Source organism: Pseudomonas serbica (genome assembly GCF_028823535.1).
GTDB classification, from domain to species: Bacteria; Pseudomonadota; Gammaproteobacteria; order Pseudomonadales; family Pseudomonadaceae; genus Aquipseudomonas; species Aquipseudomonas serbica.
The window spans coordinates 166,191-192,112 of record NZ_JAQIYM010000011.1 but is presented as its reverse complement, the minus strand read 5'-3'; the positions used below and the strand labels follow the sequence as shown (position 1 = coordinate 192,112).

Sequence of the window (25,922 nt, the reverse complement as noted above, 5' to 3'; positions counted from 1 at the left end):
TGATGAGCCCAACGTTCGACGTCGTGGAACTCGCCACGACCTATGCCAACAAATCTGCCCAGGACATTCTCAAACTCGCGTTTGCCGAGTTTGGCGATGAACTGTGGATATCTTTCAGCGGCGCCGAAGACGTGGTGCTGGTGGACATGGCCTGGAAGCTGAACAAAAACGTCAAGGTATTCAGCCTCGACACCGGCCGCTTGCATCCCGAGACCTATCGCTTCATCGATCAGGTGCGCGAGCACTACAAGATCGATATCGAACTGGTGTCGCCGGACTACACCAAGCTGGAACCGTTCGTGAAGGAAAAAGGCCTGTTCAGTTTCTACAAGGACGGTCATGGCGAATGCTGCGGCATCCGCAAGATCGAGCCGCTGCGTCGCAAGCTGTCTGGCGTGAAGGCCTGGGCTACCGGCCAGCGCCGCGACCAGAGTCCCGGCACGCGCAGCGCCGTAGCCGTGATGGAAGTCGATACCGCGTTCTCCACCCCGGAACGCACCCTGTACAAGTTCAACCCCCTGGCACAAATGACCAGCGAGGAAATCTGGGGCTATATCCGTATGCTCGAACTGCCGTACAACAGCCTGCACGAACGCGGGTTCATCAGCATCGGATGCGAGCCGTGCACCCGCCCGGTGCTACCGAACCAGCACGAGCGTGAAGGTCGCTGGTGGTGGGAAGAAGCCACGCAGAAAGAATGCGGGTTGCATGCCGGCAATATCATCAGCAAGTCCAAAGCCTGATCTCTCTGCAAATCCCCCTGTAGGAGCAAGCTTGCTCAGGATTCGTGACCGAGCCGATAAATGTGTACACAGGAATGTCACCATAGGTGCCATTTATGTGTGCACTTTTAGTTTACACGCCCCAAAAAGTTACATCCTCCTTTCCTGACTTCCCCAGTCGATCAAACCCAACAATCCCGCTGAAAAATAAATACCTGTTCAAACGGTCAATTTATATTTCCGATTTTTCAATCACTTGGCGGAAATCCATAACAAAACGAAATGAGCAGCGCATTTCATATATCTCCCGACTGGCACGCATCTCGCTTAAGTGCATACATGTTTTGTATACAATAAATCCAAAACATAAAAACACTTAGATCCGCAAGCCTGAAGCGCCCTATCCCGTACAGGCTGCAGATGCCCCGTAACCAATGATATTCGCCACCCGCGACGAAGATTGCCGAGCAAAGGCTCAAGCACAGTCATCGCGGCGTCGAGCATCAGGAGCCTGCCGGAATGCGTACAAGTCTCTCCAATAACAATGTCGCGCTGGATCTACCCTCCTCCCACGTCACCCAGACAGCTTTTGGGCAATCGCTTGAATCCTCTGTCGTGCTCAGCCCCCGCCTGCACAACAAGGACCTGGCGCCAACGAAGGCGGAAGGCCGGCGCTGGGGTCGCTACAGCATCTTCGCGTTGTGGACCAACGATGTGCACAACATCGCCAACTACTCGTTTGCCATCGGCCTCTATGCCCTGGGCCTGGGCGGCTGGCAGATTCTCCTGTCCCTGGGCATCGGCGCGGCGCTGGTGTATTGCTTCATGAACCTGTCGGGCTACATGGGCCAGAAAACCGGGGTGCCGTTTCCGGTCATCAGCCGCATCAGTTTCGGCATCCACGGGGCACAGATTCCCGCTTTGATCCGCGCTGTGATCGCCATCGCCTGGTTCGGCATCCAGACCTACCTGGCCTCGGTGGTCTTTCGGGTGTTGCTGACCGCCATCCATCCCGGTTTCGCCGAGTACGACCACGACTCGATCCTCGGTCTGTCGACACTGGGTTGGGTGTGTTTCGTCTCGATCTGGTTGGTGCAGTTGGCGATCCTCGCCTATGGCATGGAGATGGTGCGGCGCTACGAAGGGTTTGCCGGGCCGGTGATCCTGCTCACCGTCGCCGCCCTTGCCGCCTGGATGTACTTCCAGGCCAATGCGACCATCGCCTGGTCGATCCGCGAGCCGCTGGGCGGTGGCGAGATGTGGCGCAATATCTTTGCCGGCGGTGCGTTGTGGCTGGCGATCTACGGCACGCTGATCCTCAACTTCTGCGACTTCGCCCGCTCTGCGCCGTGCCGCAAGACCATCAAGGTCGGCAACTTCTGGGGCCTGCCGGTGAACATCCTGGTCTTCGCCGCCATCACAGTCCTGCTCTGTGGCGCGCAATTCCAGATTAACGGCCGGATCATTGAAAGCCCGACCGAGATCATCGCCTCGATCCCAAATACCTTCTTCCTGGTCCTGGGTTGCCTGGCGTTCCTGATCGTCACCGTGGCGGTCAATATCATGGCCAACTTCGTCGCCCCGGCCTTTGTCCTCAGCAACCTGGCGCCCAAGTACCTGACGTTCCGCCGTGCCGGGCTGATCAGCGCGACCATTGCCGTGCTGATCCTGCCGTGGAACCTCTACAACAGCCCACTGGTGATCGTCTACTTCCTCTCCGGACTCGGCGCCCTGCTCGGCCCGCTGTACGGCGTGATCATGGTCGACTACTGGCTGGTGCGAAAAGGCCAGGTCAACGTGCCGCAGTTGTACAGCGAAGACCCCAACGGTGCCTATTACTACAGCCGCGGGGTCAACCTGCGCGCGGTGGCGGCCTTCATTCCCGCCGCGCTGATCGCCATCGTCCTGGCACTGGTACCGGGTTTCCACCTGGTGTCGCCGTTCTCCTGGCTGATCGGCGCCGGGATTTCCGGGATGCTCTACCTGATCATCGCCAAGCGCCAACCCCACTACGCCGACGTCAGCGGTGAAGCCATCGCCGTGGACAACGTCAGCCACTAACTCCCTCGCGGCCCGGTTGCATCGGGCCGCTGAACCACCCGCTAGAAGGATTTCCCATGCGCATTCTCGTGGTCAACGTCAACACCACCGAATCCATTACCCAGGCCATCGCCTGCTCGGCCCAGGCCGTGGCCGCGCCCGGCACGGAGATCGTTGGCCTGACGCCGTACTTCGGAGCCGACTCGGTAGAAGGCAACTTCGAAAGCTACCTGGCCGCCATTGCGGTGATGGATCGGGTGATGGCCTACGACCAGCCCTTCGATGCCGTGATTCAAGCCGGCTACGGCGAACACGGCCGCGAAGGCCTGCAGGAATTGCTCAACGTACCGGTGGTGGACATCACCGATGCGGCCGCGAGCACCGCGATGTTTCTCGGTCACGCCTACTCGGTCGTTACCACCCTCGACCGCACTGTGCCGCTGATCGAAGATCGGCTGAAGTTGTCCGGGCTCTGGGACCGCTGTGCTTCGGTGCGGGCCAGCGGCCTGGCGGTGCTGGAACTGGAACACGAGCCGCAACGCGCACTGGAGGCCATCGTGCATCAGGCTGAACTGGCGGTGACCCAGGACAAGGCCGAAGTGATTTGCCTGGGCTGCGGCGGCATGGCCGGGCTGGATGAACAGATCCGCCAGCGTACTGGCGTGCCGGTGATCGATGGCGTGACGGCGGCGGTGACCATCGCCGAATCACTGGTGCGACTGGGGTTGTCGACGTCCAAGGTGCGGACTTATGCGACGCCACGGGCGAAGCACATCATTGGCTGGCCGGGGCGGTTTGGGCGCTGAATTCCCAACCTTGAACCGAGTCGCCCTCATCGCGAGCAAGCCCGCTCCCACAGGGGATTTGTGCAAGCCGCAGATCCAATGTGGGAGCGGGCTTGCTCGCGAAGGGGGCGCCTGGTTCATACCGCACTAAAACGCTGCCCCAACCCCCGCTCCGCAAACTGCTCAATAATGAAATCCACAAACGCCCGGGTCTTGCCGGGCAGCAGTTTGTGTTCGGCGTAATAGATGGAAATATTGCCATCATCGACATACCAGTCCGGCAGCACCCGCTGCAACGTCCCCGCCTCCAGATAACCCACCGCAAAGGGCATGCTCACCAGTGCAACGCCCAAACCCTGGACGGCCGTGGCGCAAGCCGCTTCCGAATCGCTCATGGTCATCCGTGCGTCGAGGGTCAAGGGACTGTGTTGCCGGGTGCGGCTGGTCAACTGCCAGGAGCGCACGCGACCGGTCTGCGGCGAGCGGATGAGGATGCCGTCGTGAAGCTTGAGATCGTCAGGCTCAAGGATCGCTTCGCGCGCCGCCAGGTAATCGGCAGAGGCCACCAGCACGCGATGGGCCGGTGTCAGCTTGCGTGCAACCACACCCTGCGGCAGTTCGAAACCGCCCCCGATCGCGGCATCGAAGCCCTGGGCGATCAGGTCTACCTGACGGTTATCGAAATGCCAGTCCGGATTGATCGCGGGAAAGCGCCGCAAAAATTCACCGAGTAACGGCACGATGTATAAACGCCCGAACACGGTGCCCATGCTGACCTTCAGGGTACCCGCCGGTCGACCTTCGGCGCTGGCCAGATTGGCCACGGCATTCTGGATCGTGAGCAGGCTGCCGCTAACTTCATCGAGAAACAGCTGACCGGCCTCGGTCAGCGTCAGGCTGCGGGTGCTGCGCTGGAACAGCCGCACGCCCAGTCGCGCTTCGAGCTTGGCCACGCTTTTACCTACGGCCGCCGGGGTCAGGCTCAACCGCCGTGCAGCCTCGGCAAAGCTGCCAACCTCGGCGCTGCGTACAAAGCATTCGATACTGCTGAAGGTTTCCATAGAGGGCCATTATAAACTTCTGGTTTATACAGACTATCGCAATTACCCCCTACTCAGCCTGCAATCCTGATTCGATACTAGGCTCCATCAACCGGGACATCTCGCCTCGGGATTTTGGAGATCGATATGACTACTCAGAACCTCAGTGGCAAAGTGGCTTTGATCCAGGGCGGTTCCCGCGGCATCGGCGCAGCCATCGTCAAACGCCTGGCCGCTGAAGGCGCGACTGTCGCCTTTACTTATGTGAGCTCCACGGCCAAGGCCGAGGAATTGCAAGACAGCATCACCACTGCTGGCGGTAAAGCCCTGGCCATCAAGGCCGACAGCGCCGACGCCGATGCCATTCGTGGTGCCGTGAACGCTACCGTGGAAGCCTTTGGCAAGCTGGATATCCTGGTCAACAACGCTGGCGTGCTGGCTGTTGCACCGCTGGAAGATTTCAAGCTCGAAGACTTCGATCAGACCTTGGCCATCAACGTGCGCAGTGTGTTCATCGCCACCCAGGCTGCCGCCAAGCACATGACCGAGGGCGGTCGGATCATCAACATCGGCAGCACCAACGCCGACCGCATGCCGTTCGCCGGTGGCGGCCCTTACGCCATGAGCAAATCAGCGCTGGTCGGATTGACCAAGGGCCTGGCCCGCGACCTCGGCCCCAAAGGCATCACCATCAACAATGTGCAGCCGGGCCCGGTCGATACCGACATGAACCCTGCCCACGGCGACTTCGCCGACAGCCTTATTCCGTTGATGGCAGTCGGGCGTTACGGCAAGGCCGATGAGATCGCCAGTTTCGTGGCTTACCTGGTCGGCCCCGAAGCCGGCTACATCACTGGTGCGAGCCTGACCATCGACGGTGGTTTTGGCGCCTGATTCTTGCAGGAGCGAGCTTGCTCGCTCCTACGACGCCCAGTCCAGTGCCGGCAAGCCACAGGCACCCGGCACAAATGCCTTCAACGAACGAAGAATGCCATCAGCATGGGCGTATTTTTCGTCGGCCATCGCTGCATCCGGAATCGCAATCGCCGTCATCCCCGCCGCTTTCGCTGCCGTGACACCAAATGGCGAATCCTCGAATACCAGGCAATCCTGCGGCTCGACACCCAAGCGTCGCGCTGCCGTGAGGAAGATATCCGGCGCCGGTTTGGCCGCACCGACTTGCGGATCATCGGCGGTGACGATGAAGTCGAACAAGGCGAACCAGTCGCGGTGCAAGGTGGTCTTCTGGCCGAACGACTGGCTCGAGGAACTGGTACCCACCGCAATGGGAATGTTATGCGCCTTCAAGTGCCGGACCAGTTGTTCTGCACCCGGCATCGCCTGCGCCGTCGGAAAACGTTCGCGCATCAGCGGTTCGCGAATCACCAGAAACTCTTCGGCGCTGATCGGCAAGTCCAGCGCCTGCACCACGTAGCGCGCCAGATCACCTGCACCACGGCCGATGATGTTCTGTTTCACGCTCCAGTCGAACGTGCGTCCATAACGCGCGGCAATCGTGGCCGTGACCTCGGTATAGATCCCCTCGGTGTCCAGCAACAAGCCATCCATGTCGAAAATCACAGCCTTGATCGGGCCGAACTCCTTGCGCAGTAAATTCATCGCATCTGATCCGTTTTCATGGCATCCCAGGCGGCTCAGGTACGGCCGGCTCCGCGACAGATTAAAGGTTTCAGCAGCATAACGATCAGCCGCGACCAAGAGCAACGGAGGATGACGCAAAAAGCCCGGCAAATCGCCGGGCTCGTCATTTCACTGTGGTTGATTCCTCAGCGGACTAACCGCCCGCTTTGCCATCCGCAGGCAGTGTGTCTGAGCCTTTGTCGGAAGCACTACCTGATCCTCCAGACCCACTCCCAGAACCGCTCCCCATCGAAGCGCCACCGCTGGTCGAACCATTTCCCGTCTCCGGGCGGGTGCTGCTCCCATTGGCATCGCCTGCATTGCCCTTATTGATGGAGCCAGGAGGCAGCGTATTCTCCGGGCTAGAGCCTGCATTCATTTCGGTGGACGGTGGCATCCCGCCCTTGTCGACGGGTGCATCGTTGCCAGAGGACTGGGAAAGTGCCATGCCTGACCCGAGCGACAACAGACCAGCCACTGTGAGGGCCATCCATCTTGACCTGGTCATGGTGCGTCTCCTTTACGAGTTGCATACCTTATGTCTGGCAGCAGCGCGATGGCGTGGTTGCCATTCATTCGACAGACGGTCTCGCACGAAGACGCGGATCAACTTGGCTCGCCGGAGGCATCCTCGCCAGCAATGTCCGGATCACTCGGGTCTGCTTCAACATCAGGGTCGGCGCGCTTGAGATCATCATTGGGAACCTGCTCGACCCCGGGCTCATCATCGGGCGGGCGCTGATCCCGACTCAAGGAATCGGTGGGCGAAGGCAGGGGGTATTCAGGGGTTTCGTCGATGTCGGAGACTTTTGGATCAGCGTGCATAAGACACCTCTCTAAGGGCCTGAAAGGCAGGCCCTGAACGTTGGAGGGGATAGTCGATCGTCAGGTTCGATCAAAGAGACCATCGGTTACATCGCAGATCGATGCCGTCAGTGATGCTTGTTTTTATGTTTGTTCTTGTGTTTATGGCCGCCACCGGAGTGGGATCCGCCATTGTCGCTGCCCAGATTGTTGCCCACCGCACCACCGGCCGCGCCACCGAGGCCTGCACCAATGGTTGAACCGGTGGAGCCGCCCAGGCTGTTGCCAATCACCGAGCCACCCGCCGAACCCAAGCCACCACCCAGTGCGGCTTCGGTGCGACTGCCCTTGGGTGCGCCGATTGCACTACCGGCGGCACCGCCGACACCAGCACCAACCGCCGCGCCTGTGCTGCCGCCCATTTGTCCGCCCACTACGTTGCCCAATGCACCGCCAATGCCACCGCCAACTGCTGCAGTACCGTCTCCTGCCGCCAGTACGAACGGTGTAAACAACAATCCAAAAACAAGCGCCGGCAACGTCAAGCGTTGAGTACCTGGGTATCGCACTGCATTGCCTTTGGTTTTCGGGGTCATGGTATGCCTCGCATTCTTCGGGGGTATGAAGCATTCGAGGCGTTAACTGCAGAAACGTTCAAAAACGCAAAAGCCCGGCATCGAGCCGGGCTTTTGTCGTGAACCCTTAAGGATCAGTGACGCTTGTGGCCGTGGGCCAGATTGCTGCCTACGCCACCGCCCAACGCGCCACCCAGGCCTGCGCCGATGGTCGAACCGGTCTTGCCACCCAGGCTGTTGCCGATCACCGAACCACCGGCAGCGCCAACGCCACCACCGATGGCAGCACTGGTACGGTGGCCTTTCTTGGCGGCAACCGCGCTGCCGGCTGCGCCTGCGACACCAGCACCAATCGCGGCACCGGTGCTGCCGCCCATGCTCTGACCAACGACGTTACCCAGTGCGCCACCCAGGCCGCCACCGATGGCAGCCGTGCCGTCGCCGGCCATTGCACCTTGAGCAACCAGAAGACCCAGAACCAGAGCAGGCAGTGTAAAACGCATGACAGAAACCTCAAAAATAGGGGATGAAATTCAAAGGGGCGAGATTGAATGCTTTAGAGGAGACAAAGTCCAGACATGCGCGCGCTCAAACCCGTTGTAAGCGACGGTTGGACAGCATTTTTGGAAAAGGTTTTATGGCAGGCAAAAAAAAGCCCGCTGGGGAACGGGCAGGATGTTGCTTCTAACGGATGAGTTGAGCCTACGTAGCGCCCTGTGAAAAGTTTGTGAAAACTTTCCCAATTAAATATTCATTCACATTTGCCCGCGATGGACGCTGACGATAACGCGTGTTTCCCGACGGAACGTGTCGCCTTCAAATCCATCGCGAGCAAGCTCGCCCCTACACACACAAAAAACCCCGTTCGTTGACGGGGTTTGCTCGCGGGTACAATTTACTGCCTGGCCGGTTCTGTAAGCTTGGGTAGGAATTTCCCCTTCAACACTCGACAAGCCTTGGTCTTTATCTTGAGGACCTTGGCCTGGTCTTCGCCGAAGCTGGCCACGTACTCCGTCTGGCCGCACTGAACGTAGTTGTTGATCGGATATTCTGCGCCGTCGTCTTCGATATACGGTTCAGTCATCGCTTCACCCCTCTCAAATACGCGATCGACACCGGCAAGCCCTTTGCACGAAAAATATCGATCACCAAGGATTCTGAGACTAGCCGGTCATTAACGGACTTGTAGTTCAGATGAGCGAATGCCCGACGAATGGGCAGGAACTTTCACCCCAGCCTGACCGCCGTTCCGGACGCAAAAACCACAACCATGCCGCCCTTCCCGGCGGGCATGCTGATCTGGTAATCAAGCCCTACCACCGCATCCGCTTGCAGTGCCCGCGCTCGTTCCCTGATCTCGTCGGTGGCCTGGATACGCGCCTCTTGCAACGCCCGCTCCAGGGTCTGGGAGCGCCCACCGAAAATATCCCGCATCCCGGCGAAAAGGTCGCGGACAACGTTGACGCCCTGGACGGACTCGGCACTGACGATGTCCAGGTAGGCAGTGATGTGTCGGCCTTCGACCGTGTGGGTTGTCGTCGTGATCATGGAATGTCCTTGTTGTTGCCCGCTTCGGCGTTCAGCTTGCGCTGTTCAGCCATCAGCTGGACGATTTTCACATGGACCTTTTCAAGTTCGGCCTGCTTCATGGTGAATTCCTGCATGGCGGTTACCTTTCCATCCTGGAGTGGGTCGCGTTGGGGGCTGTCATTTATTGTGCACCCGGAAAACATAAAACCAATACCCATTTCCCAGGCGACTTGTTTCAAGTGGCAGCCCCTATGAAAGCAGCTATCCATTTGATTCTTCCGGATGACGTCCCACACGCCGATCCCGTTTCCTACGGAAATTTCAGAATTGTCTTCGCTCTGTGACCTGACGCAACTCTGCACGCGCGTAATTTGACACGCCCAAAAACACAAAACCCCCGGCTTCTCTCGAAACCAGGGGTTCTGTCTACATCGAATGTGGCGGTGAAGGAGAGATTCGAACTCTCGATACAGTTTCCTGTATACACACTTTCCAGGCGTGCTCCTTAAGCCACTCGGACACTTCACCGTATCTCTTCAAACATGTTCTGTCTGTCGAGGCGCGCTAATGTAGTCGAAAGCTTTTCTGTTGGCAAACATTTTTTTGAGAATTTTCATGCGCTTAAGGCGCTTGGGTGTTTTTGGTTGCCCAGGCTAATGGCAAACCGGCCAATCTTCGGCCTGGCACCCCACCTCTATATAGCAGGCGATCCGCGGCAGGCGTGCCGGGTGACGCTGGACGAGCGGGAAAAGGGTGACTGGCGAGTCAGTCACGGCGCTTTACCTGGCCGATGCCGGTGAGTAACTTCTGCCCTACTTTATTGAAAGGACTAGCGTCATGAGTGAGTTGATTTCCTACCACCTCGAAGACGGTATCGCGACCCTGACCTTGAGCAACGGCAAGGTCAATGCCATCTCTCCGGACGTGATCGCGGCGTTCAACGCTGCGCTGGACCAGGCAGTGACTGATCGCGCGGTGGTGATCATTACCGGTCAGCCAGGGATTCTCTCGGGCGGGTACGATCTGAAGGTGATGACCTCCGGTCCAAAGGAAGCCGTATCGCTGGTGACATCCGGCTCGACGCTGGCCCGTCGCCTGCTGTCGCACCCCTTCCCGGTCGTCGTCGCCTGCCCTGGGCATGCGGTGGCCAAGGGTGCATTCCTGCTGTTGTCGGCGGATTATCGCCTGGGTGTCGATGGCCCCTTCAGCATTGGCCTGAACGAAGTGCAGATCGGCATGACCATGCACCACGCCGGTATCGAGATTGCCCGCGATCGCCTGAGCAAATCGGCGTTCCAGCGTTCCGTGGTCAACGCTGAGATGTTCAACCCGCAAAGCGCCGTGTCTGCCGGTTACCTGGATGTCGTGGTCGCGGCTGAAGAGCTGCAAGGCGCGGCGCTGGCGACGGCTCGACAGTTGAAGAAAATCAACATGACGGCCCACAAGAACACCAAGCTGAAAGCGCGCAAGGCGCTGCTGGACGCGTTGGACAACGCGATCATCCAGGATCAGGAACATCTGGGCTGAGCCCGATGCTGCATTAACCCGGGAGCCCGACCGTCGTGTCGGGCTTTTGCGTTGAAAACGCTGGGACCGCTCTAGGACAAGTCTGACCCACCAGTCGGAAACATGCACTTAAACATCGTCCTTCTCCCGCCTATATAGCGGCAATTGCCGAAAACAGTGCACATCCGTACACTGCGCCACCTTTTGTCCCGGTGGGGCCTGCAAATGCTGTTCGCTTTACGTATGTCATTGATGGGTCTGCACTTTATTGTGGCGGGTGTGTTGGGCGTGGTGCTTGGCCTGTGTCGCCCGTTCAATCCGGACAACAGCCGCCTGTGCGCGCGCCTCTATGCGTGGCCGGCAATGTGCATCTTGCGCCTGCGGGTAAAAGCCGAAGTCGGGCCGTTGATGGATAAACCCGACAGCTGCGTGATCATTGCCAATCACCAGTCCAACTACGATTTGTTCGTGTTTGGAAATGTGGTGCCCCGCCGAACCGTGTGCATTGGTAAAAAAAGCCTGAAATGGGTGCCATTGTTCGGTCAGTTGTTCTGGCTGGCCGGCAATGTGCTGATCGACCGCGGCAATGCGCAGAAAGCGCGCCGGTCGATGTTGACCACCACCCATACCCTGCAGAATAAAGACACTTCGATCTGGGTTTTCCCGGAGGGCACGCGCAACCTGGGGGAAGAGTTGTTGCCATTCAAGAAAGGCGCCTTCCAGATGGCCATAGCGGCCGGGGTGCCGATCGTTCCGGTGTGTGTCAGCACTTACGTCAAACACATGCGATTGAACCGCTGGCGCAGTGGGAAAATTCTGATCCGCTCCCTGCCGGCCATTCCTACGGCGGGATTGAGCCTGGACGACATGCCCATGCTGATCGCCCAGTGCCGCGAGCAGATGCGCGAGTGCATTGAATCGATGGATCGGCAACTGCAGGCTGCTTGAAAAAGCAGTCTGTCAGCCGATAGATCCATCGACTGAATGGCCGCCTTCGCCCGCAAGCCGGATTGGCACACCGCAAAATTTCACTGACTCTCAAGTAGCAGACAAGGCTAAGCTGAACGCTGCCAAGAAGAAGTGAATCAACATCATGGGTAGAGTTGTTGCTGCTGCGGTTTACAGCGCCGGTAAGAAAGTCACCAATATAACCCTCGACGAAGGCGCGGCCTGGGCTGCGAAGCCTGGGCACTTCGTCTGGATCGGCCTGGAAGAGCCGAATGAAGAGGAGCTGTACAACCTGCAACGCCAGTTCAACCTGCATGAGCTGGCCATTGAAGACGCCCTGGAAAAACACAGCCGCCCGAAGCTGGAAACCTTTGGCGATGCGCTGTTCATCGTCACCTATTCGCCCATCCGCGAAGAAGGCAAACTCAAGTTCATCGAGACGCATATCTTTGCTGGCAACGGCTACATCATTACCGCGCGCAACGGTCATTCGGCGTCCTACGCTTATGTCCGCCAGCGTTGTGAGGCGCGTCCGCTGTTGCTGGAGCACGGGGAAGATTTCGTACTCTATGCCATCCTCGATTTCGTCATCGAAAACTACCAGCCAATGGGCGAAGCGATCCATGCCGAGATCGATGAGCTGGAACGCAACGTGATGTGCGGCTCACTGAATGAGCGCGACATTCAAAAGCTCCATAGCTTGCGCCGCGATGTATTGCGCTTGCGCCGGTTTGCCGCGCCGATGGTGGAGATCGGCGAGGAACTGCAAAAGCTGAGCTTCCCCTTTATCGACAAGAACATGCGCCCGTATTTCCGCGATGTGCAGATTCATGTGACGCGGCAGATGGAAGACCTGACGACCCTGGCGGACATTGCCAGCCAGACCATCGAGGTCGGGGTGTTGCTGGAGGCCTCACGCCAGAGTGTGGTGCAGCGCAAGTTCGCGGCCTGGGCGGCGATCCTGGCGTTCCCGACGGCGGTGGCGGGGATCTACGGAATGAACTTCCAGAACATGCCGGAGCTGACCTGGCATTACGGCTATTTCGCAGTGTTGGGGTTTATCGCGGTGGGGTGTACGGGTTTGTGGGCGAGTTTCAAGAAGTCGGGGTGGTTGTAGGGAATCGCTGGCAATCCAGCTCCCTGTAGGAGCCGGCTTGCCGGCGAAGCTTTTAAACGGTTTCTGGCTTGTGCGCCACAAAACGCATCATCCACTCGGCGACGGTCGTGCCGTGGTGCTCCTGCTCCAGGCTGGCCATGCCTTTCGAATAAATCTGCTCGCCCAACGCCTGCTGGCGAATTTCCAGCAACGCCCGGGAATAGTCGTGGATAAATTCCGGATGCCCCTGGAAGCACAGCACTTGATCGTTGATGTGGTAGGCGGCAAACGGGCAGAAATCGCTGGAGGCGATGACCGTGGCGTTTTCCGGTAGCGAGGTGACCTGATCCTGGTGGCTGATCAACAGGGTCAGTTCTTCGCGCACCGGGCTCATCCATGGTGCCTTGGCGGCGAGCTTGTAGTTATGGGTCCCGACACCCCAGCCTTGGGCCGCACGTTCGCTTTTGCCACCCAGCAACAGCGCCAGCAACTGATGGCCGAAACACACGCCCAGCAGCTTGTCGCCGCGCTCGTAACGCTTGAGCAAGTAAGCCTTGAGGGTTTCGATCCACGGGTCAGTGCCAAAGGAATCGGCCTTGCTGCCGGTCACCAGGTAGGCATCGAAGGTCAGGTCATCGCTGGGATACTCGCCCTGCATCACGTTGTAGACGGTGAACTCGGCGGCGATGGGTTGCTGCGAAAACAGGTGTTTGAACATCTGCCCGTAGCCCTGATATTGGTCAACCAATTCCGGACGCAGGATGTCGGTTTCCAGAATGCAGATGCGTAACGACATAAAAAATACCTGACACGTGATGGGAATAATGCACACCCCCAGAGCCTGCCTTGAAACACCGTGACAAGGCAAGCCCCGCAGCGTGTCACCGATCCCTAAAAAGCCTCCCCTGTGGCGGCTTTCTCCAGCAACAAGGCCGGCGGTGCGAAACGCTCGCCGTATTGCCTGGCCAGATACTGGGCGCGGGCAACGAAGTCCTTGACCCCGTACTGATTGATGAACTGCAGTGCTCCACCGGTCCAGGCGGCGAAGCCGATGCCGAAGATCGAGCCAACGTTGGCATCCGCCGTGGAGGTCAGCACGCCCTCCTCCACACAGCGCACGGTTTCGATGGCTTGCACGAACAGCAGGCGATCGCGCACATCCTTTGGCGAAATTTGCCCATCGGCCTTTTCGAAGCGGGTTTTCAGTTCCGACCACAAATGTTTTTGGCCTCTCCCGGGGTACTCGTAGAATCCCCCCCCGGCGGCCTTGCCCGGACGCTTGTATTCGTTGAGCAGCAAGTCAATCACGGCGTACGCCGGGTGGTCGATCAGCGCCTTGCCTTCTGCCTGTAAGTCTTTGGCGGTTTGCTGACGGATGTGGTTCATGAGGCTCAGGGAAACTTCATCGGCGATCGCCAGCGGCCCGACCGGCATGCCGGCCTTGCGCGCCTCGGTCTCGATCATCGCCGCGCAGACGCCTTCACCGAGCATGGCAATACCTTCGTTGGTGAAGGTGCCAAACACCCGGGACGTGAAGAAACCACGACTGTCATTGACCACGATCGGGGTTTTCCGGATCTGCAGGACGAAATCGAAGCCACGAGCCAGGGTCTCTTCGCTGGTGCTGGCGCCCTTGATGATTTCCACCAACGGCATTTTTTCCACGGGGCTGAAGAAATGCAGGCCGATGAACTTGCTCGGGTCGGGCACTGCAGTGGCCAACCCACTGATCGGCAGGGTCGAGGTATTGGAGGCAATCACCGCATCCGCACCCACGACTTTTTGCGCGGCCGAGGAGACCTTGGCCTTCAACTCACGGTCCTCGAATACTGCTTCGATAATCAGGTCGCAACCTGCCAGGTCGGCATCGCTGTCGGTAGTATGGATGCGCGCCAGCACGGTTTCACGCTGCTCGGCATTGATCTGCCGGCGCGCCACTTTTTTGTCCAGCAATGCCGTCGAGTGCGCCTTGCCCTTCTCGGCCGCCGCCAGGGTGATGTCCTTGAGCACCACATCGATACCGGCCGACGCGCTGACAAAAGCGATGCCCGCCCCCATCATCCCGGCGCCGAGCACCCCGACTTTTTTCGTCACATGGGGCGCGAAACCTTGCGGACGCGAACCTCCGGCATTGATTTCGTTGAGCTGGAACCAGAAGGTGCCGATCAGGTTTTTCGCGACCTGGCCAGTGGTCAGCTCGGTGAAATAACGGGTTTCGATCAGTTGCGCCGTGTCGAAATCCACTTGGGCGCCCTCCACCGCAGCGCAGAGGATTTTCTCCGGCGCCGGCAGCGTACCTTGGGTTTTACTGCGCAGGATCGACGGCGCAATCGCCAGCATCTGTGCAACTTTCGGGTTAGACGGCGTACCACCGGGAATCTGGTAACCCTTCACGTCCCAGCGCTGAACCGCCGTCGGGTGGGCAATGATCCAGCTGCGCGCCTTGCTCAGCAGTGCCTCGCGATCCCTCGCCAGTTCATCGATCAAGCCTGCCTGCAAGGCCTGCTGCGGGCGGACTTTCTTGCCTTCGAGCAAGTACGGCAGGGCTTTTTCAATGCCGAGCATCCGTACCATACGCACTACCCCGCCACCGCCCGGCAGCAGGCCGAGGGTCACTTCCGGTAAGCCCAGTTGTACGGAGGGATCGTCCAGCGCGATGCGGTGGTGGCACGACAGGCAGATTTCCCAGCCGCCGCCCAACGCCGCGCCATTGATCGCGGCGACCACGGGTTTACCAAGGGTTTCCAGGGTGCGCAATTGCCCCTTGAGGGTCAGCACCCTGTCGTAGAACGCCTTGGCTTGGGTTTTGTCGACCTTGATCAGCTCATTGAGGTCACCGCCGGCAAAGAAGGTTTTCTTGGCCGAGGTGATGATCACACCCGCGATGTTGTCCTTGTCGGCTACCAGGCGGGCGACACAGTCAGCCATGGCCTCGCGGTAGACCGCATTCATGGTGTTGGCGCTCTGGCCGGGCATGTCGACGGTCAGCACGACGATCTGGTCCTGGCCTTTTTCGTAGCGAATGGCTTGGTTCATGAACAGGTTCCTTGAAGTGCGGGATCAAAGGCGTTCGATGATGGTGGCGATGCCCATGCCGCCGCCGACACACAAAGTCGCCAGGCCATAACGCAGGTGCCGGGCCTGCAGTTCATCGAGCAGCGTGCCGAGAATGGCGCAGCCCGTGGCGCCCAACGGGTGGCCCATGGCAATGGACCCGCCGTTGACATTGACCTTGTCCGGGTTGACGGCCATGTCCTTGATGAACTTCAGCACCACCGAGGCAAACGCCTCGTTGACCTCGAACAGGTCGATGTCTTCGACCCGCAGCCCGGCCTTGGCCAACGCCTTGCGGGTGGCCGGCGCGGGGCCGGTGAGCATGAGGGTCGGATCGGTGCTGGTGACCGCCGTGGCGACGATCCGCGCCCGTGGCTGCAGGCCCAGCGCCCGCCCCTTGGCTTCGGAGCCGATCAACATCAACGCCGCGCCATCGACGATCCCGGAACTGTTGCCGGGTGTGTGGACATGATGGATCCGCTCCACATGGCTGTAGGCCCGCAACGCGGTGGCGTCGAAACCCATTTGCCCGATCATTTCGAAGCTCGGCTTGAGCTTGCCCAGGCCTTCCAGGGTCGATTCAGCACGGATGAACTCATCATGGTCGAGCAGGATGATGCCGTTCTGGTCCTGAACCGGCACCAATGACTGTTTGAACGAGCCATCGGCCCGCGCCCGTGCGGCTTTTTGTTGCGAGTGCAGCGCGTAGGCATCGACGTCCTGCCGGCTGAAGCCTTCCAGCGTGGCAATCAGGTCGGCGCTCACCCCCTGGGGAATGAAATGACTGTGCAGGTTGGTTTCCGGGTCCAGCGCCCATGCCCCGCCGTCGCTGCCCATGGGCACTCGCGACATGGACTCGACGCCGCCGACCACCACCAGGTCCTCGAAACCGGAACGGACTTTCATCGCCCCCAGGTTCACCGCCTCCAGCCCCGAGGCGCAGAAACGATTGATCTGTACACCGGCCACGCTGACATCCCAATCCGCCATCTGGACCGCAGTCTTGGCGATGTCAGCACCTTGATCGCCAATCGGCGTCACGCACCCGAGCACCACGTCATCAACCTGACTGGAGTCAAGGTCGGTTCGCTGTTGCAGCGCGGTGAGCAACCCGGCCACCAGGCTCACCGGCTTGACGCCGTGCAAGGCGCCGTTGGCCTTGCCTTTGCCACGGGGCGTACGTAACGCGTCGAAAATAAAGGCTTGGGTCATGACGTCCTCGAACCTGATGGTGGCTGCGATCTTCCAAAGAGCCTCCACCTTATTCCGAGCGGCCGGCGATTCAATGACCGCAGCGCTCAAGGACGTTGACGCTCACGCTCAGACGGACGGTCGTCCAGCCGCCAGTGAACCGGTTCAGGACACGCAGGTGTCTAGCAAAAGGCCGCCCAAGAAGCTGGCAATAGGCCTCATGCCTTTTTAATAGCATATTGCGTTAACACCATACTAAATGGATCTAAACCAAGCGTGACGCGGGCTCTAAGGTGAAGGTGTACGAAGTTGTCGTCGGGTTTTGCCGAGGCGCTCGTCCTACAGGAAGTGCAGCGTTTGCCGTCAGGAGATGTGCAGGCAGGCATCAGGAAATAACAAAAAAAAGGCGGTCAGCCATGTTCAAACAATCGAAAGTTCGTCAAGCCGGGCTCATTCTTTTCGCCACCACTCTGTTGTTGATTTTGCCGAACCTGACCAAGGTAATCGGATAGCCGTTTTTGGAATACGGCGCCAGAAGTCTTATCGCCACGTAAAAATGTGACTGGCTTCCTTCCCGGGCCAACGTAGCTGTGCCAACCTTTGCGGCACTTGCACGACACGGATGGCGATCTTTTGAAAATGCTCATAGTGGTCGGGGCGTTGCTGCTCAGCACGCCTCTACATGCCGCACAGCTGAACCTGGAGCTGGGCGCGACCGGTCGCACGTGGCAAACCGAGGAGCTGCTCAAGCACCCTCAGGTGCAGACCATCAGCATCAGCAATGACGTGTCCTACAAGCGTGACATGACCTACCGCGCCGTGCCGCTGGCCGCGCTGCTGACCGACATCAAGCCTGACGACCACCTGCAAGCCGTGGCGCTGGACGGCTTTGCCGCCGAACTTTCGGCCGCACCGCTGCTCAACACCGAGGGCGCACGTGCCTGGCTGGCCATCGAAGACCCCGCCAAGCCATGGCCACCGCTGGCGCAAGGCAAGCACAGCGCCGGGCCGTTTTACCTGGTCTGGACTGACCCGCAGGCGGGCAACATCAGCCCGGAACAATGGCCGTTCGAGGTCGCCAGCATCAAGCGCATGGCCCCGGTGGCAGAGCGCTTCCCTGCCCTGCTGCCGGATCCTGCGCTGAAGGCCGATGACCCGGTCAACCAGGGCTTTGCGCTGTTTCAGAAAAACTGCCTGGCGTGTCATCGCTTGAATGGCGCCGGGGATGCGCAGTTCGGCCCGGACCTGAACATTCCGTATAGCCCCACCGAGTACTTCGGCGCGGACTTCCTCAAGCGCTATATCCGCGATCCGCAGAGTTTGCGCCAGTGGCCGCAGGCGAAGATGCCGGGGTTCTCGGCCGAGGTGTTGCCGGATGAGGATCTGCGGATGCTGGTGGGGTATTTGCAGCACATGGCCAGGCGCAAGGTTAAACCTTGACACCGACCCTGTAGGAGCCCGGCTTGCCGGCGAAGGCGCCCGGGAATTCGCCGCAAGACTCAAGGCAGCCTTCGCCGGCAAGCCGGGCTCCTACAAAGGAAGGTGCACGGAAGACCAGTGCAATGTTTAAGGACGCCTTCGCCGGCAAGCCGGGCTCCTACAGGGGTGTGCAGCTGATTACTGTTGTTGCACTGAGATGACCGGTGCAGGCGTCGGCGAAACAAACACTTTGGCGTGCATCTGCTCACACCCGCCACCGCGGCGCATGCCGCGCACCGGGCAGGCGTCCAGGTAATCAAGGCCCACCGCCAGTTTCAAGTGACGCTCGGGTCGCGCCAGCTCATTGGTCACATCGAAGCTGTACCAGGCGTCATCGAGCCAGGCTTCGGCCCAGGCATGGCTGGCCAGGTGTTCGCTGTTCTCGCTGTACAGATACCCCGACACATAACGCGACGGGATGCCCAGGCTGCGGGCGCAGGCGAGGAACGCGTGGGTGTGGTCCTGGCACACGCCCGAACGCCCGGCGAAAGCCTGTGCGGCGCTGGTGTCCACTTCGGTGGCGCCCGGCGTGTAGGTCATGTGCTGGTTCAGGCCGTGCATCAAGTCGATCAGCGCCGTGCGATCGCGGCGCTGCTTGCACGCCTTCTCGGCGAACGCGCGCAGCGCCTGGTCGGCCTCGGTCAACCGGGTGAAGCGCAGGAACGGCAATGCCGACTGGCTTTCATGTTCCGCCTCACGCAATTCATCGATGTCGACCTGGCCGCGGGCGCCAATGATGATCGCCTCGTGGGGCTCGTCCATGGTCAGCACATGCAGGATGTTGCCGAACGGATCAAGTTGCGCACGCACCGGCCGCGGCAGGTCGAGCTGCCAGCTGAGCACGTGCTGGCGCTCGCTGTCGTGGGGGGTCAGCCGCAGGTACTGGATGCTCGCCCGCACCTGATCCTCGTAGTGATAGGTGGTCTCGTGGCTTATGGAAAGTCTCATGCAGCCTCCAGGTAGGAACTGTGTATGGCGTTACCCAACTGGCGCACCAGCGGGATGAACTCGGTGAGCCAGGCGTGCAGGCCCTCGTCAAGGATTTCGGTGATGCCGGTGTAGCGCAATCGCGCGTCTATCTCCGCGGCCAGGCGCTGCGCCGGACGGCCATTGGCCCCCGGTAGTTGGGCGAGGATCTGGTCGATTTCTTCGGTGCAGGCGCGCAGGGAGCGCGGCACATCGGCCCGCAGCAACAGCAATTCGGCCACATGCCGGGCACCGGGTGCGTCACGGTAGATCTCGGTGTAGGCCTCGAAAGAAGACAAGGCGCGCAGCAACGCACTCCACTGGTAGTAGGCGTGGGCCGTGCCGTCGCTGACCGCTTCGGCCTGATCACCCGCCATTTCATAGCGGGCATCGAGCAGGCGCAGGGTGTTGTCGGCCCTTTCGATGAACGTCCCCAGGCGAATGAAGCGGAACGCGTCATTGCGCATGATGGTGCCGTAGGACGCACCGCGAAACAGGTGGGAACGTTCCTTGATCCACTCACAGAAGCGGCTCATGCCGTAGCGACTCAAGCCCTGTTCGGCGATGCCGCGAATTTCCAGCCAGGTGGCGTTAATGTTTTCCCACATGTCGGCGGTGATGCGCCCACGCACTGCGTGGGCACTGGCCCGCGCGGCGCCGAGGCAGCTGTAGATGCTGGCCGGGTTGGCCGCGTCCAGGGCAAAGAAATGCAGCAGCCGTTCGGCATGCAACGCGCCGTGGCGTTCGAGGTAATCGTCCAGGGTGCCGGTAATCAGCAGCGGCATGGCCAGTTCGTGCAGGCCGTCGCCGCGACCATCCTGCGGCATCAGCGACAGCGAATAACTGATGTCGAGCATCCGTGCGAGGTTTTCCGCCCGCTCCAGATAACGCGACATCCAATACAGATCCGAGGCAGTTCTACTTAACATGTCAGGCTTCCTTCAATCCTCGACCACCCAGGTGTCCTTGGTTCCGCCGCCCTGGGAGGAGTTCACCACCAGGGAGCCTTCGCGCAGGGCGACACGGGTCAAACCGCCGGGTACGACCCGGGTTTCGCGGCCAGACAATACAAACGGACGCAAGTCGATGTGGCGTGGCGCGATGCCGCTTTCGACAAAGGTCGGACAGGTCGACAGCGACAGCGTCGGCTGCGCGATATAGGCGTGGGGCTTGGCAATGATTCGCGCGCGGAAGGCTTCGATTTCCGCCGCCGTCGCCGCTGGCCCCACCAACATTCCGTAGCCGCCGGAGCCCTGGGTTTCCTTGACCACCAGCTCTGGAAGATTGGCCAGAACGTGGGAAAGTTCAGAGGGATTACGACACTGCCACGTGGGCACGTTCTTGAGGATCGGTTCTTCGTCCAGATAGAAACGGATCATGTCAGTGACGAACGGATACACCGATTTGTCGTCCGCCACCCCGGTCCCGATGGCGTTCGCCAACACGACATTGCCGGAACGGTAGGACGACAGCAGCCCCGGCACGCCCAGCATCGAGTCGGGATTGAACGCCAGCGGGTCGAGGAACGCATCGTCGAGACGGCGGTAAATCACGTCGACGGCTTTTGGTCCGTCGGTGGTGCGCATGAACACCTTGTCGTCACGCACGAACAGGTCTGCGCCCTCCACCAGCTCCACGCCCATTTCCCGCGCCAGGAACGCATGCTCGAAAAATGCGCTGTTGAAGCGCCCCGGCGTCAGCACCACGACACTCGGGTTATCGATCGGGCTCGAGCTTTTCAGGGTGTCGAGCAACAGGTTCGGGTAATGGTCGATCGGGGCAATGCGCTGGGCCGCAAACAGCTCGGGGAACAGGCGCATCATCATCTTGCGGTCTTCGAGCATGTAGCTGACGCCGCTCGGTGTACGAAGATTGTCTTCGAGCACGTAGTACGTGCCGTCGCCGTCGCGCACCAGGTCGACGCCGGAAATGTGCGAATAGATATCACGGTGCAGGTCGAGCCCTTGCATCGCCAACTGGTACTGCTCGTTGGCCAGCACCTGCTCGGCCGGAATGATCCCGGCCTTGATGATGCGTTGCTCGTGGTACAGGTCGGCGAGGAACATGTTCAGCGCCTTGACCCGCTGAATGCAACCGCGCTCGACCACACGCCATTCACTGGCAGGGATGCTGCGCGGGATGGTATCGAAGGGAATCAGGCGCTCTGTCCCCTGCTCATCACCGTAGAGCGTGAAGGTAATCCCGGCGCGATGAAATAACAGATCGGCCTCGCGTCGCCGTTGTGCCAAAAGCTCGTCAGGCGTTTCGGCCAGCCAACGGGCAAACTCCCGATAATGCGGGCGGACCTGGCCGCCGGCATCGTACATCTCATCAAAATAGGTGCGGATCATGCCGTACTCCTTGTCACCCGGACATCCAGGCCTTCGCAAGGCCCGTGCCATCGGCAGAAACGCTTATTTTTCAGTCGGTTGGATAACCACTGCGCGAGCGCCGCACCAATCCTGTGCGGCAAATGCCCCAACCTGACTGCCCCCGCTTCATTGCAAGGCGTTGTTGTCGCCTGTCACAGCATAGTCCGTAGGAGCTGGCTTGCCGGTGAAGACGTCATTAAGTCATGCGTCGTTCTTCGGCGACGCCTTCGCCGGCAAGCCGGGCTCCTACAAAGCGTGATGAATTTCCCTGCGGCACAAACGAAAACGGCCAACCCGAAGGTCAGCCGTCATTGCCGATTGTTACTGTTCATAAGATTATGCGAGTCGCCCTCGTACCTCCTGTTTCACACCCCAGCCTTCAATGATGCCGCCCAGAGGCTCGACCACTGCCTCGAAACCCTGTTCGAAATCGCCAATGTCGTCGTAGGTGGCATACATGACCTTGCACAACTCCAGCGCCCAGGCGCCATCGTCGCGCACACTGACTTGCGCATCCAGGGATTCACCACGGTGGAAATGACCTGCCGCCCTGCGTGCCCGCTCCTCGTCCGGGAAAATGGCGTAGAACTCGATGGGATGGAACCTGGAAAAGTCGAAACCGCCTTCTTTCATGCGGCGCAGTACATTGCTGCTGATGTCTTCTTGATAGGCTGTGCTCATGAAACGTCCTCCTCAAACTGATGGATAGACTTTCCGTACTCCCGAGGTGCGCAGCCCAAAGGTGCGCACGAATCGACAACCAGATGCCGATGGGAAACAAGCATGGAGCTGACAAGACCAGACCTTAGCGATCCTTTCGCTGATCTCGAGTGCAGAGTAGCCCCAAGATAGAGGCGCTGCCAAGGCCTGGTTGCTGCTGTAAATGACGGGAAGAGAATCAGATGGGGGTAATACTGTGGATTTCGATACTGTTCTGGGTTTTCAGGCTTTTCACGCCTGCATCGGTGGTTCGCCCCTCCAGATCGTTCAGATCCAGTTCGGCGGCCACAGGAAGGAGCCGTTCCTTGATGAGCCTGGCGGCCTTCTCATGACTCGGACACTCCTCGCACTCGAAGACTTCGTCGATTACTTCACCATGATCATCCACGAAAGTGACTTTCCACTTTTGCATCGGTGCCTCCTCGATAAAACCCATGAATGGGCTTACATCTATTTCGACTCTGAACGCCGGACAAATGTTCCGGCGAGTGATCTCCGTCAAACGCGCACATTGCCTCGCGGCCCTGCGATGGCCCAGATGATCAAGCCCAGAACCGGCAGCAACAGGATCAATAGCACCCAGAAAATTTTCATCCCTGTCTCGGCGCCGCTTTTGAGCACGTTGATGATTGCCCAGATGTCCAAGGCAAGAATGATCAGGCCAACCAGGCTATTGAACGTGGAACCCATGATGACGCTCCCGAAGAGTGGTATGCCCTCTTAGGATAGCCGGCACTGACCAGGGTTCCCTTTTTTTGACAGCTTTAACGGTCAGACGTGGATTGCCACTTTCAAGGCTTCGAGCGAGGGAGCGGCAGCGATGCCGATTTCGGCGCACAACTCCAGTACCCGTGGCACAGCATTGCCGTAGACCAAAACCACTTGCAGTTCATCGTCCAGCAACTGGCTGAAGTTCATCAGCGTGTAACCGCCGTTTTCCTTGTTCAGGCTGCTCATCTGCACCTGGATGCGGTTCAGCGCGGTCAGGGCTTCGGTCTTGGCCAATTGCTTGGGTTTGAGATTGAATTCCACCCCCGGGCCGAACGAGGCAACGATCTGGGCAAACAGGTCCATATAGGTGTCGGCCTGGAACAGCACCGTCTCAGGCAAACTGCCAACGACCACCCATTCACCGAGCGGGATCGGGAAGCTGTCGTCGTAGTTGATGTCCGGGTTGGCGCTCAGGAAAGCGGCTGGATCAGCGTAAGCCTGGGCCGCTTCGTCAGCGACTTTCTCGATTTCGTCATCGCCCATGCACCCGGAGCTGATGTTGCTGATGAGTTCGATGAGTGCGGCTTTCATGGGGGCGGATCCTGTAGCAAGAAAATTTTGAGGGCGCGCAGGATAGCGCATTACGCCCAGGGAAGGCGGCATGCAAGCATGGCTCGTTATCTTGACCCACATCAAGCGCTCAACCGAAGCGTAGCGGCACAATAATGGCACCTTGCCAAAACTGTTTCCGCTATCAGAGAAGACCTCCATGGGTGCCTGGCTTAGCAACATCTCGTTGAAGTACAAATTCTGGGCGGTCAATGCCGTCGCCTTCGTCACCACGCTACTGCTGGTGTTTTATGCCGTGCAACTCGAACAACAGGCCCGCAGCCATGCCGCCCAGGCATCGGCCCAGGCCCAGGCACGATTGCTCGCGGCCTGGCCTGCCGGGCAGCCGCTGCCCATAGCCGATGATCTGCTGGCCTTCAGTCACGGCCAGGCACCGCAGGTGAACGGGCAGACGGTGCCGGGATTGGCCGATGCCAACGGCTGGGTCAAGATCGATGCGCTGCCATATTTCGGTGACAACCTGCCGATCGGTGCCGAAGTCTTCACCCGTGCGGATGGCCAGCGGGTCGCGTTGATTGCCCATGGCCCAAGCCTGGCCCAGGTGTTCGGCGAGCGGTTTGCCAACTATGCGGCGGCGGTGTTCATCCTGATGCTGGCGATGCTCGGTGCCTCACAGTTGTTGATCCGTTTTTTGCTCAGTCAGCTCAACACCTTGAAGGATGTGATGCTTCACGTTGAAAAAACCGGCGACCTGGCGGCCCGTGTGCCGCTGACCTGCAGCGACGAAGTCGGACAGATGGCCAACGCATTCAATGCCATGCAGGCCGGTTACCAGCGTGTGGTCAGCACCGTCGCCAGCACGGTCCGACAACTGGACGACGGCGCCGCACGCCTGGCATCGAGCATGAATGAAGTGCGTCACGGCATGCTGGGCCAGCAGAGCGAAACCGATCAGGCGGCGACGGCCATCAATGAAATGACCGCCACCGTCTACCACATTGCCCAGCATGCGGGTGCCACCCGCGACCTGTCGCAATCGGCCGACACCCTGGCCGGCAGCGGCCAGGAAGTGGTCATGCGCGTGCAGCGATCGATTGCCGGGCTGTCCACCGGGGTGCAACAGACCGCCGAGATGATCCAGCGCCTGGCCCAGGAAAGCCAGAAGATCAATGGCGTGGTCAATGTGATCCACAGCATTGCCGAGCAGACCAATCTGCTGGCGCTGAACGCAGCGATCGAAGCGGCCCGGGCCGGGGAAATGGGCCGCGGGTTTGCGGTGGTCGCCGATGAAGTGCGCAACCTGGCCAAGCGCGTGCAGACCTCCACCGATGAAATCACCGTGATGGTATCCGCATTGCAATCGGGCACTCGCGATGCGGTGGACTTCATGCGGGAGAGTTCATTCAAGGCCGACGAATGCGTGCAGCAGGCCCAGGAGGCCGGGGCCGCGCTGGCACACATCACCGGGGCAGTGGCGCAGATGCGCGAAAGCAATACCCAGATCGCCGTGGCGGCCGAGCAACAGAGCCAGGTGGCCGAAGAGATGAACCGCGCGGTGGTGAGCATCCGCGACGTCACCGAGAACACGGTACGCCAGACCGTCAGCTCGGCCACCACCAGTGATGAGCTGGCGGCGTTGGCCGGTCAATTGAGCAAGGCGATAGGGCAGCTCAAGCTATAACGGGCAATATCAAGAATGCCCATGATCGCTATCGCTTCGATAGCCAAGCTTGATTCGCCGCCTGCATTTACCGGGCCTATCCTTGATTCATGAGTTCAACATGGATCGAGGATCAGCATCATGGGTAAACGTCACCCCAACCTTCCCGCCTGGCAATGGCGTGCCTACCCGAACAATCATCAGCACCCGACCAACCTGGTGCTGCACCTGATTGCCGTGCCGTTGTTCATCGTCGCGTTCCTGCTGATCGTCAGCGGGGTGTTCGGCCTGAACCTGGCGAACTTCGCCATCGGCATCATTGGTGTGATCGCCGCACTGGGTTTGCAACGTCACGGCCATACCCTGGAAGCGCAAGCCTCCGAGCCGTTCAGTGATCGTAAGGATGCGGTATCGCGCCTGCTGGTCGAGCAGTTCCTGACCTTCCCGCGATTTTTCCTCAGCGGCGGTTGGTGGCGCGCCTGGCGGGAGCGCCACCGTCGGCATTGATCAGG

28 protein-coding genes and 1 tRNA gene are annotated in these 25,922 nt (G+C 59.7%); 10 read left to right on the top strand and 19 right to left on the bottom strand.

Annotated elements, in window-relative coordinates:
- Window positions 1-2 precede the first annotated feature (2 nt).
- The 3 genes from NQL71_RS19750 to NQL71_RS19740 all read left to right on the top strand — a co-directional run bounded on the left by NQL71_RS19750 (window position 3) and on the right by NQL71_RS19740 (window position 3,568).
- Complete coding sequence (locus NQL71_RS19750) at window positions 3-743, top strand: phosphoadenylyl-sulfate reductase (RefSeq protein WP_046816171.1); 741 nt, start codon at window positions 3-5, stop codon at window positions 741-743.
- 498 nt (window positions 744-1,241) lie between these two features.
- Window positions 1,242-2,783: an NCS1 family nucleobase:cation symporter-1 gene (locus NQL71_RS19745; RefSeq protein WP_077185568.1), complete on the top strand. Its 1,542-nt coding sequence runs from the start codon at window positions 1,242-1,244 to the stop codon at window positions 2,781-2,783.
- 56 nt (window positions 2,784-2,839) lie between these two features.
- Entirely contained in the window at window positions 2,840-3,568 is a 729-nt protein-coding gene (locus NQL71_RS19740; protein WP_274643134.1) for an aspartate/glutamate racemase family protein, read from the top strand.
- Between the two features lie 116 nt (window positions 3,569-3,684).
- On the opposite strand, the gene NQL71_RS19735 is transcribed toward NQL71_RS19740, so the two are convergent.
- Window positions 3,685-4,608 (bottom strand): LysR family transcriptional regulator, encoded by a 924-nt coding sequence (locus NQL71_RS19735; RefSeq protein ID WP_274643133.1) that lies wholly within the window; start codon window positions 4,606-4,608, stop codon window positions 3,685-3,687.
- Window positions 4,609-4,734: 126 nt separating this feature from the next.
- Here NQL71_RS19735 and NQL71_RS19730 point away from each other — a divergent pair, with 126 nt between their 5' ends.
- A complete protein-coding gene (locus NQL71_RS19730) occupies window positions 4,735-5,481 on the top strand; it encodes a 3-oxoacyl-ACP reductase family protein (protein ID WP_046816167.1) in 747 nt (248 codons plus the stop codon).
- 27 nt (window positions 5,482-5,508) lie between these two features.
- On the opposite strand, the gene NQL71_RS19725 is transcribed toward NQL71_RS19730, so the two are convergent.
- The 8 genes from NQL71_RS19725 to NQL71_RS19685 form a co-directional block, all read right to left on the bottom strand.
- Window positions 5,509-6,207 (bottom strand): HAD-IA family hydrolase, encoded by a 699-nt coding sequence (locus tag NQL71_RS19725; RefSeq protein ID WP_274643132.1) that lies wholly within the window; start codon window positions 6,205-6,207, stop codon window positions 5,509-5,511.
- 627 nt (window positions 6,208-6,834) lie between these two features.
- Window positions 6,835-7,053 (bottom strand): hypothetical protein, encoded by a 219-nt coding sequence (locus tag NQL71_RS19715; RefSeq protein ID WP_046816165.1) that lies wholly within the window; start codon window positions 7,051-7,053, stop codon window positions 6,835-6,837.
- 107 nt (window positions 7,054-7,160) lie between these two features.
- On the bottom strand, window positions 7,161-7,628 hold the full coding sequence (locus NQL71_RS19710) for a glycine zipper domain-containing protein (protein WP_046816164.1): 468 nt from the start codon (window positions 7,626-7,628) through the stop codon (window positions 7,161-7,163).
- Between the two features lie 113 nt (window positions 7,629-7,741).
- Complete coding sequence (locus NQL71_RS19705) at window positions 7,742-8,110, bottom strand: hypothetical protein (protein ID WP_046816163.1); 369 nt, start codon at window positions 8,108-8,110, stop codon at window positions 7,742-7,744.
- A 392-nt stretch (window positions 8,111-8,502) separates the two neighbouring features.
- The gene (locus tag NQL71_RS19700; protein WP_046816156.1) at window positions 8,503-8,691 is read right to left on the bottom strand and encodes a hypothetical protein; all 189 of its coding nucleotides are present in this window, start codon (window positions 8,689-8,691) and stop codon (window positions 8,503-8,505) included.
- A gap of 143 nt (window positions 8,692-8,834) precedes the next feature.
- Window positions 8,835-9,155 carry a YbjQ family protein gene (locus tag NQL71_RS19695; protein ID WP_046816155.1) on the bottom strand — a complete coding sequence of 107 codons (321 nt, stop codon included), beginning with the start codon at window positions 9,153-9,155 and terminating at the stop codon, window positions 8,835-8,837.
- Window positions 9,152-9,376 (bottom strand): hypothetical protein, encoded by a 225-nt coding sequence (locus NQL71_RS19690; RefSeq protein ID WP_143512462.1) that lies wholly within the window; start codon window positions 9,374-9,376, stop codon window positions 9,152-9,154. The genes NQL71_RS19695 and NQL71_RS19690 overlap by 4 nt, the downstream gene beginning before the upstream one ends.
- A 199-nt stretch (window positions 9,377-9,575) precedes the next feature.
- Window positions 9,576-9,665, bottom strand: a tRNA-Ser gene (locus tag NQL71_RS19685).
- A gap of 309 nt (window positions 9,666-9,974) precedes the next feature.
- Between NQL71_RS19685 and NQL71_RS19680 the strand changes: the two genes are divergently transcribed.
- From NQL71_RS19680 to NQL71_RS19670, 3 genes are all read left to right on the top strand, one after another.
- On the top strand, window positions 9,975-10,664 hold the full coding sequence (locus NQL71_RS19680) for a crotonase/enoyl-CoA hydratase family protein (protein ID WP_274643130.1): 690 nt from the start codon (window positions 9,975-9,977) through the stop codon (window positions 10,662-10,664).
- A gap of 204 nt (window positions 10,665-10,868) precedes the next feature.
- Complete coding sequence (locus NQL71_RS19675) at window positions 10,869-11,591, top strand: lysophospholipid acyltransferase family protein (RefSeq protein ID WP_274643129.1); 723 nt, start codon at window positions 10,869-10,871, stop codon at window positions 11,589-11,591.
- Between the two features lie 145 nt (window positions 11,592-11,736).
- Window positions 11,737-12,708, top strand: a complete 972-nt coding sequence (locus NQL71_RS19670; RefSeq protein WP_046816152.1) for a magnesium and cobalt transport protein CorA — start codon at window positions 11,737-11,739, stop codon at window positions 12,706-12,708.
- Between the two features lie 52 nt (window positions 12,709-12,760).
- Here the strand turns inward: NQL71_RS19670 and NQL71_RS19665 are convergent, their stop codons facing one another.
- From NQL71_RS19665 to NQL71_RS19655, 3 genes are all read right to left on the bottom strand, one after another.
- Entirely contained in the window at window positions 12,761-13,483 is a 723-nt protein-coding gene (locus NQL71_RS19665) for an amidotransferase (RefSeq protein ID WP_274643128.1), read from the bottom strand.
- Window positions 13,484-13,578: 95 nt separating this feature from the next.
- Window positions 13,579-15,723, bottom strand: coding sequence for a 3-hydroxyacyl-CoA dehydrogenase NAD-binding domain-containing protein (locus tag NQL71_RS19660; RefSeq protein WP_248687702.1), 2,145 nt, complete (start codon window positions 15,721-15,723; stop codon window positions 13,579-13,581).
- Between the two features lie 24 nt (window positions 15,724-15,747).
- Window positions 15,748-16,953: an acetyl-CoA C-acetyltransferase gene (locus tag NQL71_RS19655; RefSeq protein WP_274643127.1), complete on the bottom strand. Its 1,206-nt coding sequence runs from the start codon at window positions 16,951-16,953 to the stop codon at window positions 15,748-15,750.
- Window positions 16,954-17,571: 618 nt separating this feature from the next.
- On the opposite strand from NQL71_RS19655, the gene NQL71_RS19650 reads away from it, so the two are divergent.
- Window positions 17,572-18,372 carry a c-type cytochrome gene (locus NQL71_RS19650; RefSeq protein ID WP_166618650.1) on the top strand — a complete coding sequence of 267 codons (801 nt, stop codon included), beginning with the start codon at window positions 17,572-17,574 and terminating at the stop codon, window positions 18,370-18,372.
- A gap of 177 nt (window positions 18,373-18,549) precedes the next feature.
- Here NQL71_RS19650 and NQL71_RS19645 read toward each other — a convergent pair whose 3' ends face one another.
- The 7 genes from NQL71_RS19645 to NQL71_RS19615 form a co-directional block, all read right to left on the bottom strand.
- Window positions 18,550-19,359: a transglutaminase family protein gene (locus tag NQL71_RS19645; RefSeq protein WP_077185559.1), complete on the bottom strand. Its 810-nt coding sequence runs from the start codon at window positions 19,357-19,359 to the stop codon at window positions 18,550-18,552.
- Complete coding sequence (locus tag NQL71_RS19640; protein ID WP_046816145.1) at window positions 19,356-20,306, bottom strand: alpha-E domain-containing protein; 951 nt, start codon at window positions 20,304-20,306, stop codon at window positions 19,356-19,358. Before NQL71_RS19640 ends, NQL71_RS19645 begins: the two co-directional genes overlap by 4 nt.
- A 12-nt stretch (window positions 20,307-20,318) precedes the next feature.
- Window positions 20,319-21,728 carry a circularly permuted type 2 ATP-grasp protein gene (locus tag NQL71_RS19635; protein WP_046816144.1) on the bottom strand — a complete coding sequence of 470 codons (1,410 nt, stop codon included), beginning with the start codon at window positions 21,726-21,728 and terminating at the stop codon, window positions 20,319-20,321.
- A gap of 357 nt (window positions 21,729-22,085) precedes the next feature.
- Entirely contained in the window at window positions 22,086-22,430 is a 345-nt protein-coding gene (locus NQL71_RS19630; protein WP_046816143.1) for a ribonuclease E inhibitor RraB, read from the bottom strand.
- A 217-nt stretch (window positions 22,431-22,647) separates the two neighbouring features.
- On the bottom strand, window positions 22,648-22,881 hold the full coding sequence (locus NQL71_RS19625; protein WP_046816142.1) for a hypothetical protein: 234 nt from the start codon (window positions 22,879-22,881) through the stop codon (window positions 22,648-22,650).
- A gap of 86 nt (window positions 22,882-22,967) precedes the next feature.
- The gene (locus NQL71_RS19620) at window positions 22,968-23,159 is read right to left on the bottom strand and encodes a PLDc N-terminal domain-containing protein (protein ID WP_008061810.1); all 192 of its coding nucleotides are present in this window, start codon (window positions 23,157-23,159) and stop codon (window positions 22,968-22,970) included.
- Window positions 23,160-23,240: 81 nt separating this feature from the next.
- Window positions 23,241-23,771 carry a hypothetical protein gene (locus NQL71_RS19615; RefSeq protein WP_046816141.1) on the bottom strand — a complete coding sequence of 177 codons (531 nt, stop codon included), beginning with the start codon at window positions 23,769-23,771 and terminating at the stop codon, window positions 23,241-23,243.
- 178 nt (window positions 23,772-23,949) lie between these two features.
- Here NQL71_RS19615 and NQL71_RS19610 point away from each other — a divergent pair, with 178 nt between their 5' ends.
- Both NQL71_RS19610 and NQL71_RS19605 read left to right on the top strand, forming a co-directional pair.
- Window positions 23,950-25,431, top strand: a complete 1,482-nt coding sequence (locus NQL71_RS19610) for a methyl-accepting chemotaxis protein (protein ID WP_248686146.1) — start codon at window positions 23,950-23,952, stop codon at window positions 25,429-25,431.
- Window positions 25,432-25,551: 120 nt separating this feature from the next.
- Entirely contained in the window at window positions 25,552-25,917 is a 366-nt protein-coding gene (locus NQL71_RS19605; RefSeq protein WP_046816139.1) for a DUF962 domain-containing protein, read from the top strand.
- The last annotated feature ends 5 nt before the right edge of the window (window positions 25,918-25,922 follow it).